Annotated in this window: 19 protein-coding genes and 1 tRNA gene; 13 read left to right on the forward strand and 7 right to left on the reverse strand. The window is 62.6% G+C overall.

Annotation, left to right across the window (positions count from 1 at the left end):
- The first annotated feature begins 236 nt into the window (after nucleotides 1-236).
- The 3 genes from E2481_RS02385 (at nucleotide 237) to E2481_RS02395 (ending at nucleotide 1,579) form a co-directional block, all read left to right on the forward strand.
- The gene (locus E2481_RS02385; RefSeq protein ID WP_136715520.1) at nucleotides 237-494 is read left to right on the forward strand and encodes a sulfurtransferase TusA family protein; all 258 of its coding nucleotides are present in this window, start codon (nucleotides 237-239) and stop codon (nucleotides 492-494) included.
- Complete coding sequence (locus E2481_RS02390) at nucleotides 491-1,090, forward strand: DsrE/DsrF/DrsH-like family protein (protein ID WP_136715521.1); 600 nt, start codon at nucleotides 491-493, stop codon at nucleotides 1,088-1,090. Before E2481_RS02385 ends, E2481_RS02390 begins: the two co-directional genes overlap by 4 nt.
- An 84-nt stretch (nucleotides 1,091-1,174) precedes the next feature.
- The gene (locus E2481_RS02395) at nucleotides 1,175-1,579 is read left to right on the forward strand and encodes a helix-turn-helix domain-containing protein (RefSeq protein ID WP_136715522.1); all 405 of its coding nucleotides are present in this window, start codon (nucleotides 1,175-1,177) and stop codon (nucleotides 1,577-1,579) included.
- 56 nt (nucleotides 1,580-1,635) lie between these two features.
- Here the strand turns inward: E2481_RS02395 and E2481_RS02400 are convergent, their stop codons facing one another.
- Complete coding sequence (locus E2481_RS02400; RefSeq protein ID WP_136715523.1) at nucleotides 1,636-2,523, reverse strand: haloalkane dehalogenase; 888 nt, start codon at nucleotides 2,521-2,523, stop codon at nucleotides 1,636-1,638.
- Between the two features lie 125 nt (nucleotides 2,524-2,648).
- On the opposite strand from E2481_RS02400, the gene E2481_RS02405 reads away from it, so the two are divergent.
- A complete protein-coding gene (locus E2481_RS02405) occupies nucleotides 2,649-2,975 on the forward strand; it encodes a ubiquitin-like small modifier protein 1 (RefSeq protein ID WP_169302355.1) in 327 nt (108 codons plus the stop codon).
- Entirely contained in the window at nucleotides 2,972-3,955 is a 984-nt protein-coding gene (locus E2481_RS02410; protein WP_136715525.1) for an MBL fold metallo-hydrolase, read from the forward strand. Before E2481_RS02405 ends, E2481_RS02410 begins: the two co-directional genes overlap by 4 nt.
- A 21-nt stretch (nucleotides 3,956-3,976) precedes the next feature.
- On the opposite strand, the gene E2481_RS02415 is transcribed toward E2481_RS02410, so the two are convergent.
- The 3 genes from E2481_RS02415 to E2481_RS02425 form a co-directional block, all read right to left on the reverse strand.
- Nucleotides 3,977-4,705, reverse strand: a complete 729-nt coding sequence (locus E2481_RS02415) for a DUF6517 family protein (RefSeq protein ID WP_136715526.1) — start codon at nucleotides 4,703-4,705, stop codon at nucleotides 3,977-3,979.
- 321 nt (nucleotides 4,706-5,026) lie between these two features.
- Entirely contained in the window at nucleotides 5,027-5,497 is a 471-nt protein-coding gene (locus tag E2481_RS02420) for a hypothetical protein (protein ID WP_136715527.1), read from the reverse strand.
- Nucleotides 5,498-5,744: 247 nt separating this feature from the next.
- Nucleotides 5,745-5,817, reverse strand: a tRNA-Arg gene (locus tag E2481_RS02425).
- 80 nt (nucleotides 5,818-5,897) lie between these two features.
- Between E2481_RS02425 and E2481_RS02430 the strand changes: the two genes are divergently transcribed.
- On the forward strand, nucleotides 5,898-6,371 hold the full coding sequence (locus E2481_RS02430; RefSeq protein WP_136715528.1) for a cupin domain-containing protein: 474 nt from the start codon (nucleotides 5,898-5,900) through the stop codon (nucleotides 6,369-6,371).
- A gap of 93 nt (nucleotides 6,372-6,464) precedes the next feature.
- Here the strand turns inward: E2481_RS02430 and tatA are convergent, their stop codons facing one another.
- Nucleotides 6,465-6,797, reverse strand: a complete 333-nt coding sequence (gene tatA, locus E2481_RS02435; protein WP_136715529.1) for a twin-arginine translocase TatA/TatE family subunit — start codon at nucleotides 6,795-6,797, stop codon at nucleotides 6,465-6,467.
- Nucleotides 6,798-7,059: 262 nt separating this feature from the next.
- On the opposite strand from tatA, the gene E2481_RS02440 reads away from it, so the two are divergent.
- Both E2481_RS02440 and E2481_RS02445 read left to right on the forward strand, forming a co-directional pair.
- The gene (locus E2481_RS02440; protein WP_136715530.1) at nucleotides 7,060-7,533 is read left to right on the forward strand and encodes a redoxin domain-containing protein; all 474 of its coding nucleotides are present in this window, start codon (nucleotides 7,060-7,062) and stop codon (nucleotides 7,531-7,533) included.
- Between the two features lie 63 nt (nucleotides 7,534-7,596).
- Nucleotides 7,597-8,415, forward strand: coding sequence for an HD domain-containing protein (locus E2481_RS02445; protein WP_136715531.1), 819 nt, complete (start codon nucleotides 7,597-7,599; stop codon nucleotides 8,413-8,415).
- A 56-nt stretch (nucleotides 8,416-8,471) separates the two neighbouring features.
- Here E2481_RS02445 and E2481_RS02450 read toward each other — a convergent pair whose 3' ends face one another.
- A complete protein-coding gene (locus E2481_RS02450; protein ID WP_136715532.1) occupies nucleotides 8,472-8,762 on the reverse strand; it encodes a hypothetical protein in 291 nt (96 codons plus the stop codon).
- Nucleotides 8,763-8,879: 117 nt separating this feature from the next.
- Between E2481_RS02450 and E2481_RS02455 the strand changes: the two genes are divergently transcribed.
- From E2481_RS02455 to E2481_RS02465, 3 genes are all read left to right on the forward strand, one after another.
- Entirely contained in the window at nucleotides 8,880-10,166 is a 1,287-nt protein-coding gene (locus E2481_RS02455) for an MFS transporter (RefSeq protein ID WP_136715533.1), read from the forward strand.
- A gap of 199 nt (nucleotides 10,167-10,365) precedes the next feature.
- Nucleotides 10,366-10,758, forward strand: coding sequence for an IS200/IS605 family transposase (gene tnpA / locus E2481_RS02460; RefSeq protein ID WP_136715534.1), 393 nt, complete (start codon nucleotides 10,366-10,368; stop codon nucleotides 10,756-10,758).
- 1 nt (nucleotide 10,759) lies between these two features.
- Nucleotides 10,760-12,031, forward strand: a complete 1,272-nt coding sequence (locus E2481_RS02465) for an RNA-guided endonuclease TnpB family protein (protein ID WP_136715535.1) — start codon at nucleotides 10,760-10,762, stop codon at nucleotides 12,029-12,031.
- A gap of 48 nt (nucleotides 12,032-12,079) precedes the next feature.
- Here E2481_RS02465 and pdhA read toward each other — a convergent pair whose 3' ends face one another.
- Nucleotides 12,080-13,198, reverse strand: a complete 1,119-nt coding sequence (gene pdhA / locus E2481_RS02470) for a pyruvate dehydrogenase (acetyl-transferring) E1 component subunit alpha (RefSeq protein WP_250137701.1) — start codon at nucleotides 13,196-13,198, stop codon at nucleotides 12,080-12,082.
- Nucleotides 13,199-13,307: 109 nt separating this feature from the next.
- Here pdhA and E2481_RS02475 point away from each other — a divergent pair, with 109 nt between their 5' ends.
- Together E2481_RS02475 and E2481_RS02480 are read left to right on the forward strand one after the other, a co-directional pair.
- Nucleotides 13,308-13,751 (forward strand): hypothetical protein, encoded by a 444-nt coding sequence (locus E2481_RS02475; protein WP_136715537.1) that lies wholly within the window; start codon nucleotides 13,308-13,310, stop codon nucleotides 13,749-13,751.
- 71 nt (nucleotides 13,752-13,822) lie between these two features.
- A complete protein-coding gene (locus E2481_RS02480; RefSeq protein ID WP_136715538.1) occupies nucleotides 13,823-15,988 on the forward strand; it encodes an acetyl-CoA hydrolase/transferase C-terminal domain-containing protein in 2,166 nt (721 codons plus the stop codon).
- The last annotated feature ends 33 nt before the right edge of the window (nucleotides 15,989-16,021 follow it).

Here is a 16,021-nt window from a genome sequence, read left to right on the forward strand (position 1 = left end):
GAACCCTCCCCGCCGATCAGCTTTGTCGATTCGATAGCCACGCATGTCTCGCCCGACAGTACCCACTGCGGACGCAAAAGCCTTCGGATAGTAATTCTAATAGCATACAATACTAAGGCCCGTTATCGCGGTATTCCCGCCATTAAGCAGAGTTACGCCAACTCCAGTTTATAGTTATGCCCATTACCGACACAATTATCAAGGCCCAGTATAGTATTGTACAGTGTAGACACAACATGAGTCTCGAAACAGACGTTACCGAAACGCTGGACGTGAAGGGTGCATCCTGTCCGATGCCGGTCGTGAAATCGAAGCAAGCCGTCGACGACCTCGCTGCTGGCGACCTGCTGGAGGTCGTCGCTACCGATTCGGGGAGCATGAGCGACATCGACGGCTGGGCGTCGGGAACCGACGGCGTGTCGCTGGTCGAGCAGGAAGAACGCGACGAGGGCGGTGAGACCGTCTACGTGCACTACGTTCAGGTGGAAGAATGAGCACGGACGCAGACGAATCGGCGGGTGACGACGGGTTCACCCCGGACGACGAGGCCGCTGAGATAGCGGAACTGCGCGCTCGCATCGACGAACTGGAGGAGGAGCTCGCGGACGTAACGGTCGAAACCGACGACGACCAGAAGTCGATGGTCATCGTCGCGACCAAGGGGACGCTCGACATGGCCTATCCTCCGCTCATCCTCGCGTCGACCGCGGCCGCCTTCGGCTGGGACGTGACCGTCTTCCACACGTTCTGGGGCCTGGACATCCTCCACGAGGAGCGATCCAAGGACCTCAAGCTCAGTTCCGTGGGCAATCCCAACATGCCGGTCCCCAACGCGATCGCCTCGATCCCGGGCATGGACCGCGTGACGACGAAGATGATGCGCAAGAAGATCGCCGACAACGAGACGGCGAGCATCGACGAGTTGCTCGACACCTGTTTCGCCATGGACGTGGAGATGCAGGCCTGCCAGATGACCATCGAGCTGATGGACTACGACGAGGACGACTTCTACGACGACGTCACCGTCGGCGTCGGCGCCGCGACTGCGCTGGAAGCGATGGCCGAAGCCGACATTCAGCTGCTCGTCTGACTGCTAGACGCCTGTTTCCCCACGTTCGTAGTGTTGTACAGAACATACATAACCCTTTTACTGACACGCTGATTATATACAGGTATGCCCGACTCGATGGCCGAGATGTTACGCAAGGACATGAAGTGCGAGGGGCTCCTGGACTGTCTCCACGGGTTGAAAGACCTCGACAGGGAGTGCTTCGAGACGCTCGCCAGGAGCGACGAACCGCTGACCGTCGACGAGATCGCCGATCGGGTCGAACGCGAGCGCTCGACGGCCTATCGGTCGATCCAGCGACTCCTCGAAACTGGCCTCATCGAAAAGGAACAGATAAACTACGATCAGGGTGGTTACTACCACGTCTACTACCCGACCGACCCGGAAGAGGTCGCCGACGACATGCAGCGACTCCTGAACGACTGGTACGCCCAGATCGGCCAGTTGATTCAGGAGTTCCGGACCAAGTACGGGGACGAAGTCGAACCCCCGACGCCGGTCGAGAACTAACCCCTGCTGGACCGACGTATCGCCGCCCGCGACCGATCGGATCGGCCGGCCGGCGTCTACTGGGTCCGGTCGACGAACGCCAGAATCTTCTCGGCGACCGTTTCGCCGACGTCCTCCTGGAGGAAGTGCGCGCCACCCTCGACCCAGATGTCCGGTTGTTCGGACGCCGTCGGGAACAACTCCCGCAGATCGTCACGTGAGCCGTGCGTGATCGGGTCCGAATCGGAGTACAGGACAAACACCGGTTTGTCCCACTCCCGGAAGGTCTCGCGAGCGTCGCCGATCGTCTCCGCACCCTCCATGTCGGGGTCGATCGGGACCCGGCTCGGGAGGATACGGGCACCGGCCATGTGGGACTCGTCGGGGAACGGCGCGCCGTAGGCCGCCTGCACCTCATCGTCGAGGTCGCTCAGACAGCCACCGGCGACCAGTTGTGCGACGTCGAAGTCCGGCGCGTCCTTTGCCATGTCCTTGAAATCGTGCCAGATGTCCGGCATCGACTGGGTCCCGTCCGGCAGTTTCGTGTTCATCGGGACGAGTCGTGCGAACCGCTCGGGGTTGTTCGCCGCGACCGGGAGGCCGAGCAGGCCGCCCCAGTCCTGACAGATCAGCGTGACGTTCTGCAGGTCGAGTTCGGCAACGAACCGCTCGACCGTCTCGTACATCGCGTCGTACGTGTAGTCGTCCTGATCCTCCCACTTGTCCGACCGACCGAAGCCGACGAGGTCGGGGGCGACGACCCGCCCGGCCTCCGACAATGGGGGGAGCATCTTCCGGTAGAGATACGACCACGTCGGCTCCCCGTGGAGACAGAGGAACGTCTCGTCACCGTCGCCCTCATCGACGTACGCCATCTCCGGCCCCCCGACGTCGACGTAGTTCACGTCGTAGGAATACCCAGGCAGGTCCTCGAACCGTTCGTCTGGTGCGCGAATGAGTCCCATGGACCTTTCCACTAACCACCTATTTATAGATGTTATGCTTCCACCAGTAACAGAAGTCCCGCGTTGATCTTACACAGTTCATACTCGCCGATGGGCTTAAGCCCCAGCCACACCGGGGAGTAGTCGTGCAAATAACGTTCGTCTGTTATGCGACGGTCCGTGACGCAGTCGGGCAGAAGCGACTCGAGCGGACGCTGAGTGAGGGAACGACGGTCGGGCAGGCCGTGCAGTCCCTGGGCGAGGAGGTCGATGCCCTCGGACCGCTGCTGTTCGACAGCGACGGCCAGTTGCGCGAGAACGTCAACGTCCTCGTCGACGAGGAGAACGTTCGACAGTTAGACGGGTCGGAGACGACCCTCTCTGACGGAGACACCGTCGGCATCGCACCGGGAGTGGCCGGCGGCTGCAGCGTCGGAGTCACCGGTCGACACGTCACGGGTGAGCTCGCATGAAGCGGCTTCCGCTTGATAACACGCACTTCGAGGGCAAGAACAACGCCTACCTCTTCGACGGCGACGGACCGACCACGCTCGTCGACACCGGCGTCGCCGTTCCGGAGACCAGAATCCAACTCGAAGACGGCCTCGCCGAACACGGCTCCCGTATCGAGGAGATCGAACAGGTCGTGCTCACACACTTCCACGCCGACCACGCGGGGTTGGCTGGAGAGATCCAGGCTGAAAGCGGGGCAAGCGTGCTCGTCCATCCAGAGGACTCCCCGCTGGTCGAACAGGACGAGGCGGCCATGGCTGCAATGAATGACCAGCGGGACCAGTTGTTCGCGGAGTGGGGGATTCCCGACGGGCCGCGCGAGGAGTTGCTCGGCTTCCTGGAGAACGAAGCGACCATCAGCGGGAACGCCCCCGAGGTCGCGCCGATCGATCTCGACGCGTCAATCAGTGCCGGCGCGGAAACCCTCGACCCGATGCACCTCCCGGGCCACACGAGCGGTCTCACGGGCTTCGTCCGGACAGGGAGCGGGTCCCGCGAACTCCTGAGCGGCGACGCGTTGCTCCCGCAGTACACCCCGAACGTCGGCGGGGCAGACGTCCGCGTCGACGGCGCGCTCGCGAAGTATCTCGACGCGCTCGAACGGATCGAGACGGCCGATTTCGATCGCGCCTGGCCTGGTCACCGCGATCCGATCGACGACCCAAGCGGACGCGCACGGACGATCATCGATCACCACCGCGAGCGTACCGAGCGCGTGCTCGCAGCGCTCGACAAACTCGGTCCAGCCGATCCCTGGACCGTGAGCGCCGAGTTGTTCGGTGACCTCGAGAACATCCACATCCTCCACGGCCCGGGCGAAGCCTACGCGCATCTCGACCACCTCCGCGCCCACGACATCGTCGAACGAACGACCGATGGCTACGCGGTCGTCGCGTCAAATCCGGATCTCGACTCGCTGTTCCCCGACAGCGAGCAATAAGGGCGAACGGTGTTCGAGTAGTCAGTTCGGTGCCTCGGTCGGGTGCTCGATCTCGGCGATGAACTCGTCGACGCTCTCGGTGTCGTCACCGCTTCCGTTCGGATCGATCGCGACGACGATCACCACGTCACCCTCGTGAGCCGTCTTCGTGACGGACACGCGCATCGGGGTGGACCCGTTTTCGCTCTCGGCAGTCGCGTTGAACTCCGTCACGGTCGTTTCGGAGCCGAGTAGCTCGACCGAGCGCTCGCCGTCCTTCTCGAGGTTTTCGAGACTCCCCTGCGAGTTGCCACCGAATCGCTCGATGAGTTGCTCGTTGGGCAGTCGAACGAGCGGGTTGACCGACTCGCCGAAAAACTGCGCGTCGGGCAGCGAGACGATGGTGACGGCCGCGGGTTTGAGGCTCTCGTTGAGTGAGTCGTCCGAAGGCGACGTCTCGTTCAATTGCGACTCCGAGAGCGTCGATTCGTTGATCTCGCCGTCCGTCAGCTCCGCTGGCAGTTGCTGGGTATAGACGGCCTGATGGAACGAGATCCGCACCTCACGCTCGACGCCGGCGACGTCGATCGACTGATTGAGTTGCGTCCCGTTGTACTGCTGGAGCGTGAATCCCGTCTCCGCGGCGGAACTGTTCGAGACGGCCGCCGGCGACGACTCGAACTCCAGTGGCTCGCCAGTGATGAAGCCGATGCACCCGCTCAACGACAGCAACACGATCAACCCGCCGACTGCGACGATCCGCCTATCCATGCCCAGACGGACGGTCCTCCCCCTCCTAAACCTTGATATCGGATCGGCAGAAAAACCGAACTTCGAACGCGACAGTTCGTCCCGAGACCGGGAGTGGCCATTCTCCCCCTCTCGCGACGTTAGACCATTCCGCGGAGGCCCCCCGGAGTCGGGTGGTGTGTGTCGCGCTCGTCCTGGGATGCGTTCCGTTCCTCCTCGGTACGGGACCGTTCTTGCTCGGGCATGCTCCACTTCAATATCCCTAATTATCACCCTTATATTTTATTACAGGCAAAAATGCTAAGAAATATTCTCAAATACTTGCGAGATAACACTAGGCACTCAGGCTTCGGTGCTGCTGGGTTCAGCGAAACCGGCACCGTCGACGAGCAGTCCCGCGATCAGTGCGCCGGCGAGGACGTCCACGAGGACGAACAGAATGATGCCGAAGAATGCGACGAGGGCGGTCAGGTCGTAGAGCCAGTACAGGTCAGTCACCGTCGTCGTCGACAGCATCGGCGTGACGCGATACCCGAACGCACCGTACTGCCCCGCGAAGATCGTCGCGATGACGTACCCGCCGATGGTCCCCGCGACAGTCCCGTGCCAGAGCGCCGACCGTGGCCCACCGCGGTTGATCAGTCCCGTGAGGAATCCCGCACCGACCAGCAGGAAGTTCGCGAAGGCGAAACTGGTCAGGAACATCGCCAGCAATTCAGCGTTCATGACCATCAGCGTCCCGTGTTTCAGGGCTGCTGTGTTGCTTTGCTCTACGCCGAACACGTCCTCTTTAATCGACTCTGTGAGACCCATCTCCCTCCCCCTTCCTGCCTGTGCGTTCACTACTGTAGCGCTTAAAAATACTGCCTCAAGCGACTGGTGATTCAAAAGGACGGTTGATGTGGGGAAGCGCGCCGGGGTCCCGCGAGCGAACAATGTGAGCGGGCGTGCCGGGAGTCCCGCGAGCGAACAATGTGAGCGGGCGTGCCGGGAGTCCCGCGAGCGAACGGAGTGAGCGAGGGGGACTCAGGCACGGCCGTGAGTGAGCGAAGCGAACGAACGGGCGTGCCGGGATTCGAACCCGGGATCGAGAGGTTAGGAACCTCTCGCCCTGTCCACTAGGCCACACGCCCTATCGACTCTTCGACAGGGCGACGAAAAAGGGGTTTCCTTTCCAGGAAAGACTAAACCTGTTGGACAATATCACACCGACATGGAGAAAGTCGCGCTGGAAGACGTGAAGATCGAGAACAATCCACTCAAGGTCCACTCGGTCCGGAAACCGGTCTCCGACGCCCTCGGCGCGGAGTCGTTCGCGTTCAATTACTTCGAGCTCGAACCCGGGGAATCGTTCTCGGGAGGCATGCACCGCCATCACGACCAGGAAGAACTGTTCTACATCCTGGAGGGGACGGCGACGTTCGAGACGCCCGACGAGGAGGTCGAAGTCGGCGCGAACGGTTGCATCCGGTTCGAGCGCAGCGAGTACCAGACGGGCGGGAACCGGAGCGACGAACAGGTTCGCGGGTTCGCCATCGGCGCGCCGGGACAACACCACGACTGGGACGAGATCGACGCGCTGCTGTTCTGTAGCGAGTGTGAGGAAGAAACCGACCACGCGATGGACCTGACCGACGACGGGCAGTTCGACATCAGTTGCCAGCAGTGCGGTTCTGAACCCTTCTGAGTCGAGCGGCCGCTCCGCAAGGTATCTGGCGTTGAACGCGGCCTTCGCTCCGCGTCGCTCCGGAGTTCATGCGAAGGCCGGAAAAAGAGGCGTTTACTCCTTGCTGGTTTCTTCAGTCGACGGTTCGACCTCGCTCTCGACCTGGGGCTCGGTGCCGGTGTCCGTCGAGGTGGTCGTGGTGTCGTCGTTCATCGCGTCGCCCGTCGTGGCGTCGTCAGTGCCGGGCGGCGTCTCGCCCTCTTTCATTTCTTGGAGCTCCTCTTCGATCTCTTCACGTCCCTTCTGGAACTCGCCGATCGCCTGCCCGGACGAGCGTGCGAGTTCTGGAATCTTGTTCGCGCCGAACAGGAGAATCGCGATGAGCAGGATTACGATGAGTTCCGGCCCACCGGGAATTCCCGGGAACAACGGGATGATACCGGTCATGTCTGTTTCAGCATAGCCGGACGCCAATTATAGGCTTTTTGCCTTTGTAGCCATCGGAGAACCGTTCACAACAGTCCGTAGATGGCCCACAAGTGGTATCGTCCGGCTCAAATCGGCACCGGATTGGTCCGAGGAGTTGGCAAACCTGGGATGTTCAGTGGATTATCTGTTCGTAGTACGTAATTAATTTCGGTGTAATCTGTCGCCTGTCGTTCTCCGTACCGGCAGTATAATTGGAGTGGTAGCCCAACACCGGAGTGCTATGGTATCAGTTGGCGATTCCGCTCCCGACTTTACAGCACCGCTGGCCAACGGCGACATCCAGGAGTTCACGCTCTCGGACAACCTCGACGACGGGCCGCTGGTCCTCGCTTTCTTCCCCGGTGCGTTCACGAGTGTTTGCTCCCACGAGATGACCGAATTCCGCGACCGCCTGACGGCGTTCGAGGACATCGGCGCTACCGTCTACGGCGTCAGCGTGGACTCGCCGTTCGCGTTGAACGAGTTCCGCGACAAGCTCGATCTCGATTTCGGCCTCATCAGCGACGCCGACAAGGAGATCATCGAGCAGTACGGCATCGGGATGGACTTCGCCGAGCTCGGCGTTCACGACGTCGCGAAGCGCTCGGTGTTCGTCATCGACGGCGATGGGGAGGTCACCTACGCGTGGGTCAGCGACGACCCCGGCGTCGAACCCGACTACGACGAAGTCGAGGACGCGGCTGCCGACGCCTGAGTTCGGTCACGGCGTTCGCTTTTGTACCGCACCTTTTTTCGGCTGGCTCCCGACCGGAGAGACATGAGTGATGCAGACAGTGGCGGCAACGGTCGCGTCTACGACCCCGACGCCGACCACGCGTTTCCCGACGACCGCGTCAACGCCGTCCTCTCCTATCTCGACGACGACGAAGAAGTCACTGCCTACCTGGAAGCTCAGAACGTCAACCCCGTCACGCGCAAGAAGTACAACGACCACGGGACGAAACACATCGGCATCGTCCGCAATCGCGCCCTCTGTCTCTACGACCTCCTCAAGGGCGAAGGCGTCGAGTTCAACGGCGCGCTTGAACAGGGACTCGACGAGGCCGACGAGGCCGTCATCGTCGCCCTTGCCGCGACCCTCCACGACATCGGCCACGTCGTCCACCGGGACGAACATCCCTACTACTCGATTCCGCTCGCCGCCGACCTGCTCGACCGCCTCATCCCCGACCTCGGGTACTACGACACCGCGGAAACCGTCCGCCTCAAGGGCGAAGTCCTCCACGCGATCCTCTGTCATCACACCGAGGAAGACCCGCTGACGCTGGAAGCGGGCGTCGTCCGTGTCGCCGACGCGCTCGACATGGAGCGGGGTCGCTCCCGCATCCCGTACGAGCGCGGCGGGCGCGGCATCAACACCGTCTCGAGTCAGGCCATCAAAGGCGTCTCGCTCGAACCCGGCGACGACCGCGTCGTCCTGGTCGAGATTACGATGAGCAACGCCGCCGGCGTCTACCAGGTCGACAACCTCCTGAAGGCGAAGCTACAGGATTCCGGGCTCGAAGACAAGATCAAGATCGTGGCTCTCAACGTCCCCGACGAGACGGACCGGATCGTCGAACGGATCGAGCTCTGATTACGAAGGTCCCTCGGACCAGCAATCAGTGGCTTGACGCAACTGGCTACCCGAACTCACCCCCGAACGAGCCAGTAGACGGCTTTGATACTCGTCACCAGTCGGTCCACGATAGCCAGCGGGTGGAACCCAAGATCCGGGTTCTCGGCCGGTTCGAACCGCGTCGCGAGCGTCGAACCTGCTACCTGTACCACCTCGCCGGTGTGTCGGCGTCGACCTTTCTCGTCCGTGACTCGAAGAAGCGTCACCCGGTCGTCGGGCGTTCCGACGACGCGATAGACACCCGTGTCGACGGTCGCGTTGCTCGTCGCCCGGAAGTGCTCGTTCGGGTCCGGGAGGTGTCCCATACTGGCCCCTCCGGTGGTGCGAACAAAAAGTATCGGCAATAGCGAGAACTGCTAGCGTGGAACGGACAAGTGCCGAGACGAAACCCATTATCGCTCGGCTCACCTGACTTCGACACCGTGGGCGACGCTGGCCGTGGTTCGTTGTTGGCTAACCGCGAGTTCCTCGCCATCGCCAGCACCGCGTTCGCGCGCAGTCAGGCCTACTCGACCATCATCATCGCCCTGGCGCTGTACGCGGATCAGTTCGACACGACGGGGTTCGTCGAGGGGCTGTTCGGGACCATCTTCGCGCTCACGCAGTTGCTCATCGTGCTTCCCCTGGGACGGAAGATCGACACGGGGAACGCGAAGCGCATTCTCATGGTGGGCCTCGGCGTCAACGTCCTCGCGTTCGTCGGGTTCTCGCTGGTGACGAACGTCGGGCACGTCCTCCTCGTTCGGGTCGTTCAGGGCGTCGGCGCGAGCATCCTCTGGATCACGGGGACGACCGTCACCGGACAGATCAGTCCCGAAGCGACGCGGGGTCGGTGGCTCGGGACGTACAACCAGGTCGGTGCGTTCTCCAGTCTCGCCGGGGATCTGGTTGGCGGCCTCCTACTGACCGTCTACGGATTCACGCTCACCTACGCCGTCCTCTCTGCGGTGACCCTCTCGTCGGGCATCATGGTCCTGCTCTTTCTCCGGGACAACCCCGGCGGGCAAGCCGACCCCGAAGAGACCGACGGCATCGAGTCGTTCCGGTTGCTGTTGTCCCGGGCCGCGATCCGCGCGCTGGTCGTCTTCCGACTGGGACTCAGTTTCGGGAAGATGGCCGTCCTCATCTTCCTGCCCATCTACGCCAGGACCGCGTTCGGCATGTCGCCGGTGCTGGTCGGTGGCATCCTCGCTGGCGGGAAGCTGACGAAGACAGTCACGCAGGGGTTCATCGGCGACCTGACCGACCGGGTCGGCCGCAAACACTGGTTCGTGCTGACCGGGGCGCTACTGTACGCGTTCGGGACCGCACTCATCCCGCTCGCCGAGTTCGCGGCGGGCGTGATTTCGCCAATCAGCGTCGCCGTCCTCGGGACGACTGTCGTCCTTCCGCCGGCCTTCTTCCCGCTCTTTACCGCCTTCGGAGTCTGTGGAATCGCGGACAGCATCCGACTTCCGGCGAGCATGGCACTGTTCGTCGAGGAGGGCGAGCACTTCGAGGCCGTCGCAGGGAGCATGTCGCTGCGCTCGATCGCCTGGAAAGTCGGTCAGGTCGTCGGTCCGGTCACCGTCGGCGTCCTCTGGGACGCGACCGACGTGTTCACGGCCTTCTGGGCCGCCGCTGCCCTCATCGCCATCGGTGCAGTGGTGTTCGTTGCCCTCTACAGAATCGAACCGGCACCGGAGGCGGTCGGGACGACCGCCAACTGACCGCTATCTTGATACAGCGAGAGAATCCCGCCCTTCCCATGAGTGACGGGTGTTCCGACGCTCTGTCGGAACCGAGGAGCGAACAGGGCGGGAGGGAATCGCGTAAGCTCTGTGCAACGAACCACTCGGTTTCTCCCTGCTGAATACCTCACGTCACAAGAGTTATCTGGATTGGGTGTCTCGTATCTGGTAAGGCCAAATGGAGTATCATCTGCAAACCGGGTCGCACACAGTGTACGCGCTTCAGTATCACTTCGTGACCGTCACGAAGTACCGTGCCGATATTCTGACGGATGAGAGGCTGGAGCGTGTCGCTGAAATCGCTCACGATATTGCAGATGACTTCGAGGCCGGTATCACAAACGTGGACGGCGGTACCGACCACGTTCACATTCTGTTTCGGACCAAACCAACCACAGACCTCACGAAGTTCATCAATTCGCTCAAAGGCGTCACGTCTCGCCGGATTCGGTCGGAGTTTCCTGAAGTGACACAGACGCTTGAAGATGCGTTCTGGCAACCGGGGTACTTCCTCGCCACGACCGGCCAAGTGAGCATTGACGTGCTGATGGACTACGTGGACGACCAGTAGCATGACCGCAACAACCACGAAAACGCTGGAAGCTACGCTCGCCCCGCCGACAGCACACAAAGAGCGGAAACTGTGTGACCTGCTCGGCACCTACCGTGAGGGGCTTCACGAGGCGTTCGACGCCGGGTGTGACACGATGAGCGCAACCAGCGATGTGGTGACGCCCTACGACCTCCCGTATCAGGCGAAAGCGGCTCTGTGCAACTACGTTCCACAACTTCACGACACCTACGACGCGCAGGAGTTGGACGACGACCACCCGGTTCGGCTCACCAACCAAGCCGCCGAGTTCGACCACTCGGCGGCGCGTGACTACGAGTTCACATGGTGGGCACCGCAACCCGGTCGCGGGACGAATTTCTGGATACCGCTTCGTATCAACCCTGAACAAGACGGTCTGTGGCACGATCTCGTACACGGTGACGCTTCGGCGGGGCAACTCCGACTGCAACGCCACCGCACGTCGTGGACACTCCACGTCACCGTCGAGTTCCCGGTCGAAGAACCGGACTACGAACCGACAGACGACGATGTAACACCAGTTGGCTTCGACATTGGCGAAGCACACCTGCTCGCGGGCTGTGCCTGCGAGCAGGGTACTCCGACTGACCCACTGCTCATCAACGGTGGTCGCGCTCGTCACCTTCGCAAAGAGATGTTCACGACGCTCAAGCGACTTCAAGAGCGTGACGCCGCAGAGTGGCGGATTGACGAGCGATTCGACCACTACCAGAACGCACTCACAGACATCATCGAGAAGGCGTCTCGACGTTCCGTCGAGTACGCCTGTCGATTCGAGAAGCCAGTCCTTGTGCTGGAAGACCTTTCGGACATCCGTGAAGACCTCGATTACGGCGAGTGGATGAATCGACGCCTCCACGCATGGGCGTTCGCTCGGCTCCAACAGCGCATCGAGGACAAAGCACGAGAGGCGGGGCTTCCGGTCAGGTACATCCGACCGGAGTACACGAGTCAGACGTGTCACGAGTGCGCTCATATCGGGCACCGGAACGGCGACGAGTTCCGGTGTACGAACGACGAGTGTTGGGTATCGGAGTACCACGCAGACATCAACGCGGCGGTCAACATCGCTGACCGCCATGACCCGTGGGGTGAGAGCCTGCCGCTGAAACCGGCAGGCGATGACATCTCACGGGATGGGAGCGCCTGTGACAGCGCCACGACCCACCGAGAGACGAGCGAGGAATCCTCGCAGATGACCCTCTCGACGTTCCACGGGTCGGAACCCTCTGCCAGCAACAGCGAAACGTAGCTGGTATTCCCATGCCGGGAAGCCGCGCCGTTTACGGCGCGGAGGATTTCACTCGTCTTCCAGCAGTGCGTCGTCGCCGTGACGCTCGCGCAGTCGCTGCAGTTCGGCCAACCCCTCCTGAACGCGCGGTGTGGGCGTCTCGTAGGCGTGCTCGAAGATCTGCTCGGGGTTCGGCTCGTAGGTCATCGCCTCGTCGATAGCTTCGGCGACCGTGTCGCGGCACTCCTCGTGAATGGCGTCGCGTTTCTCGTCGTCGAGGAGGCCGCGGTTCCGGAGGAACCCTTCCATCCGCGGGATCGGGTCGCGTTCTTTCCACGCCTCGACTTCTTCGTCGTCCCGGTACGCGGAGGGGTCGTCGGCGGTCGTGTGCGCGCCGAAACGGTACATCACTGCCTCGATCAGCGTCGGCCGCATCTGATCGGCGTCGGGATCTCTGGCCTTTTGGACGGCCTGCCGGGTCACCTCGTAGGTCGCCAGCGGGTCCATGCCGTCGACCTGAACGCCGTCGAACCCGTAGGCGTCGGCCTTTTGAGCGATGGTGTCGCTTGCAGTCTGGGCATCACGCCCCATGGAGATGGCGTACTGGTTGTTGTTACAGAAGAAGATCGCCGGTACGTCGAACACGCCCGCGAAGTTCATCGCCTCGTGGAAGTCGCCCTCGCTGGTCGCGCCGTCGCCGAAGTGACAGACGAACGCCCGGTCCTCGCCTTTCAGCTTCGACGCCCAGGCCATCCCCGTCGTGTGAGGCAGGTGGCTCCCGATGGAGATGTTCAGCGGGAAGACGTTGCGGTCGGCCAGCCACTCGTTACCCTTCTCGTGGCCCATCCAGTAGAGGAGGTACTCGTGACTGAGGCCGCGAACGATAACGGCCCCGTGTTCGCGGTACTGGTAGAAGATCCAGTCCTCGTCCGCGAGCGCGTGCGTCGAGCCGATCTGTGCCCCCTCCTGGCCCGCCAGCGACGGATACGTCCCGAGTCGACCCTGTCGCTGGAGGCTGATGGCTCGCTCGTCGAGGTGTCGTGCGAGCCACATCTCGCGGTACATCGAGACGAGTCGCTCGTCCGAGAGGTCCGGCACAGACGCGTCGTCGAGCACCGACCCATCAGTGTCGAGTATCTGGGCCCGACCCTCCGTGCCCTGGCCGAGGGTTGCCTGCGTGTCACTCACTGTGTCACTCGGCACGAAGGGTATCGACATAACGTTGGTGTTCGGACGCCTACCGGACGAAAACCCGACAGGTCACAACCGTTTTGTAGTGGCGCATCCATCTGTGTGTATGGGTAACACGCCCACCCAACAGCCCTTCGAGGGCGATTCCCCGGACGTGGACGAACCGACAGCGGGCGCGTCCTTCACGCGGAGAGTGGCCGACGCCGTCCACTCCGTGGTCGACGGGATTCGTCGTCGCCTCTCGGTGTTCTCGGGTCTCGATTTCGGGCGGGCTTTCCGGATCGAAGACGAGTCCCTCGTTCGTGACGATCGGTTACCGGACACGACCGACGGTGAGACGGAGCCACCGCAGTTGCCACAGGTCGGGCACGCCTCGACCGACGGGTTCCCGAAACGGGATCGGCCACTGACACAACCCGTTCGCGACCGCGAGTTCGAGAACGCTCCGGATCTGGAGGCCACCGAAACGGACGGGAAACTCTCGATTTATTATCCCGACAGCGACGACGCCACGATCACCTCAGACACCTGGGAACCGATCGAGCGCTGACCGCCCCGGTCGGAATCCGGGGACAGTCTCTTTTGGTTACTATTTTACTGTCGACTGTGCATGATGTATATATGCCAACGACAGAGTACGACGATGTCGGGGCGCTGGTCGACGAAATCGTCGATCGGCTCGACGGGGACATCGTCGTGGGGGCACCATTGGGATTGGGGAAAGCGAATCACGTTCTCAACGAACTGGTCGCGCGAGCGATCGAGAACCGAGACATCGACCTGACGATCTGGTCCGCACTCACGCTCTCGAAACCCGACTGGGACTCGGAGCTAGAGCGAAGACTGGTCGAGCCGCTGGCCGACCGGATCTTCGGCGACTACCCGGAACTCGAATACGCTCGCCTGCTATGCGACGGGGAGTTACCGGCGAACATCGAGGTCCACCAGTTCTACTATCCTCCGGGCAAGCACCTGTGCAATCCCGACGCCCAGCAGAACCATCACAGCGTCAACTACACGCACGTCCTGCGGGCGAATCAGCAGGCGGACCTGAACCTGCTCTTGCAACTCGTCGGCGTCGGCGAGATCGAGGGAGAGCGGTACTTCAACCTCGGTTCGAACACGGACATCTCGGCCGATCTCATCGAGCAGAACGGCGACGGGTCGTCGGGCGACGGGGACATCATGGTCGTCGGTCAGGTCAACCGGAACATGCCCTTCATGTACGGCGACGGGCCGGTCCCGGCCGACCGGTTCGACGCCGTGCTCGACGACGAACAGTACGAGTTCCCGCTTTTCGGCCCGCCGAACATGCCGATCTCCGACACCGATTACGCCATCGCGCTCCGTGTCAGTGCCCTGCTCAGGGACGGCGGCTCCCTCCAGATCGGCATCGGCTCGCTCGGGGACGCCATCGGGCACGCGACCGAACTGCGCCACCACGACACCGAGGCCTACCGGGACGTAATCGACGCGCTCGGTGTCGTGGAGGACGCGCCGACGCTCGTCGAGGAGTACGGCGGCCTCGACGCCTTCGACGACGGGTTGTACGCCGCCACCGAGATGTTCGTCGAAGCCTTCCTGCACCTGTACGAGAGCGGGGTCCTGCGGCGTGAGGTCTACGACGACCCGGACATCCAGCGGCTGGTCGATCAGGGCCATCTCGGCGACGGCATCGACGCGGCGTCCCTGGACGCGCTGGTCGAGACGGGAGCGATCCCGACGATCCTCGACGAGGACGCCGTCGCATACCTCAAGCGCTGGGGCCTGTTCAGGTCGGAGGTCACCCTCGCGGACGGCGAGTTGCACGTCGACGGCCGGTCGATCCCCGCGGATCTCTCGGAGTCGGACGCCCGCGAGGCGATCGCCGAGCACGCGCTCGGCGACTCCCTCGACGGCGGCACGGTCCTCCACGCCGCCTTCTTCCTGGGCTCGAACGACTTCTACGAGGGCGTTCGGGAGATGGACGACGATCGACGGCGACGGATCAGCATGAAGAGCGTGAAGTTCACCAACCAGCTCTACGGGGACGAGGAACTCAAGCGTCGCCAGCGCTCCGACGCGCGCTTCATCAACACCGGGATGAAGGCGACCGTCACGGGCGGTATCGCCTCGGACGGCCTGGCGAACAACCAGGTGGTGAGCGGCGTCGGCGGGCAGTTCAACTTCGTCGAGATGGGCCAGGAACTCGACGACGGGCGCTCGATCATCATGATTCGCGCCACACACCAGGGGAGCGACGGCGTGGAATCCAACATCGTCTGGAACTACGGCCACATCACCGTCCCGCGCCACATGCGCGACATCGTGGTCACCGAGTACGGCATCGCCGACCTGCGCGACAAGTGCGACGCCGAGGTGATCCAGGAGATGATCAAGATCGCCGACTCCCGGTTCCAGGACGACCTCGTCGAGCGGGCGAAGTCGGAGGGAAAACTCCCCGAAGACTGGGAAGTCCCCGAGGGCTACCGGAACAACTACCCCGAGACCGTCGCGGACCGACTGGCCCCGTTCCGCGACCGTGACCTGTTGCCCGAGTTCCCCTACGGAACGGACTTCACGAGCGAAGAGCGCGACCTCACCGAGGCGCTCAGGAACCTGGAGAGCAGTTTCGAGGATTTCCCGCCGGAGATCTCCGATGCCGACAGCATCCGCAAGGCAGTCACGGTTCCAGAGGCGGCACAGCCCTACCTCGAACGGATGGACCTCGACCGCGCGTGGACACCGCGGGAGTTTCTCTATAAGCGCGCTGTGGTGTTCGCGCTCGCCGAGAGCGAGTTTATCTGAGCCGGACCGCCTCTCCAGCCGCGTTTCGGGCCA

The organism is Halorientalis salina, from assembly GCF_005049285.1.
GTDB classification, from domain to species: Archaea; Halobacteriota; Halobacteria; order Halobacteriales; family Haloarculaceae; genus Halorientalis; species Halorientalis salina.

Coding starts and splice junctions, on each gene's coding strand:
- E2481_RS02410 (WP_136715525.1), top strand. CDS start 2,972: ATGAAGCGGCTTCCGCTTGATAACACGCACTTCGAGGGCAAGAACAAC.
- E2481_RS02400 (WP_136715523.1), bottom strand. CDS start 2,523: ATGGGACTCATTCGCGCACCAGACGAACGGTTCGAGGACCTGCCTGGG.
- E2481_RS02450 (WP_136715532.1), bottom strand. CDS start 8,762: ATGGGACACCTCCCGGACCCGAACGAGCACTTCCGGGCGACGAGCAAC.
- E2481_RS02430 (WP_136715528.1), top strand. CDS start 5,898: ATGGAGAAAGTCGCGCTGGAAGACGTGAAGATCGAGAACAATCCACTC.
- E2481_RS02390 (WP_136715521.1), top strand. CDS start 491: ATGAGCACGGACGCAGACGAATCGGCGGGTGACGACGGGTTCACCCCG.
- E2481_RS02395 (WP_136715522.1), top strand. CDS start 1,175: ATGCCCGACTCGATGGCCGAGATGTTACGCAAGGACATGAAGTGCGAG.
- E2481_RS02445 (WP_136715531.1), top strand. CDS start 7,597: ATGAGTGATGCAGACAGTGGCGGCAACGGTCGCGTCTACGACCCCGAC.
- tatA (WP_136715529.1), bottom strand. CDS start 6,797: ATGACCGGTATCATCCCGTTGTTCCCGGGAATTCCCGGTGGGCCGGAA.
- E2481_RS02440 (WP_136715530.1), top strand. CDS start 7,060: ATGGTATCAGTTGGCGATTCCGCTCCCGACTTTACAGCACCGCTGGCC.
- E2481_RS02415 (WP_136715526.1), bottom strand. CDS start 4,705: ATGGATAGGCGGATCGTCGCAGTCGGCGGGTTGATCGTGTTGCTGTCG.
- E2481_RS02465 (WP_136715535.1), top strand. CDS start 10,760: ATGACCGCAACAACCACGAAAACGCTGGAAGCTACGCTCGCCCCGCCG.
- E2481_RS02385 (WP_136715520.1), top strand. CDS start 237: ATGAGTCTCGAAACAGACGTTACCGAAACGCTGGACGTGAAGGGTGCA.
- tnpA (WP_136715534.1), top strand. CDS start 10,366: ATGGAGTATCATCTGCAAACCGGGTCGCACACAGTGTACGCGCTTCAG.
- E2481_RS02420 (WP_136715527.1), bottom strand. CDS start 5,497: ATGGGTCTCACAGAGTCGATTAAAGAGGACGTGTTCGGCGTAGAGCAA.
- E2481_RS02475 (WP_136715537.1), top strand. CDS start 13,308: ATGGGTAACACGCCCACCCAACAGCCCTTCGAGGGCGATTCCCCGGAC.
- E2481_RS02480 (WP_136715538.1), top strand. CDS start 13,823: ATGCCAACGACAGAGTACGACGATGTCGGGGCGCTGGTCGACGAAATC.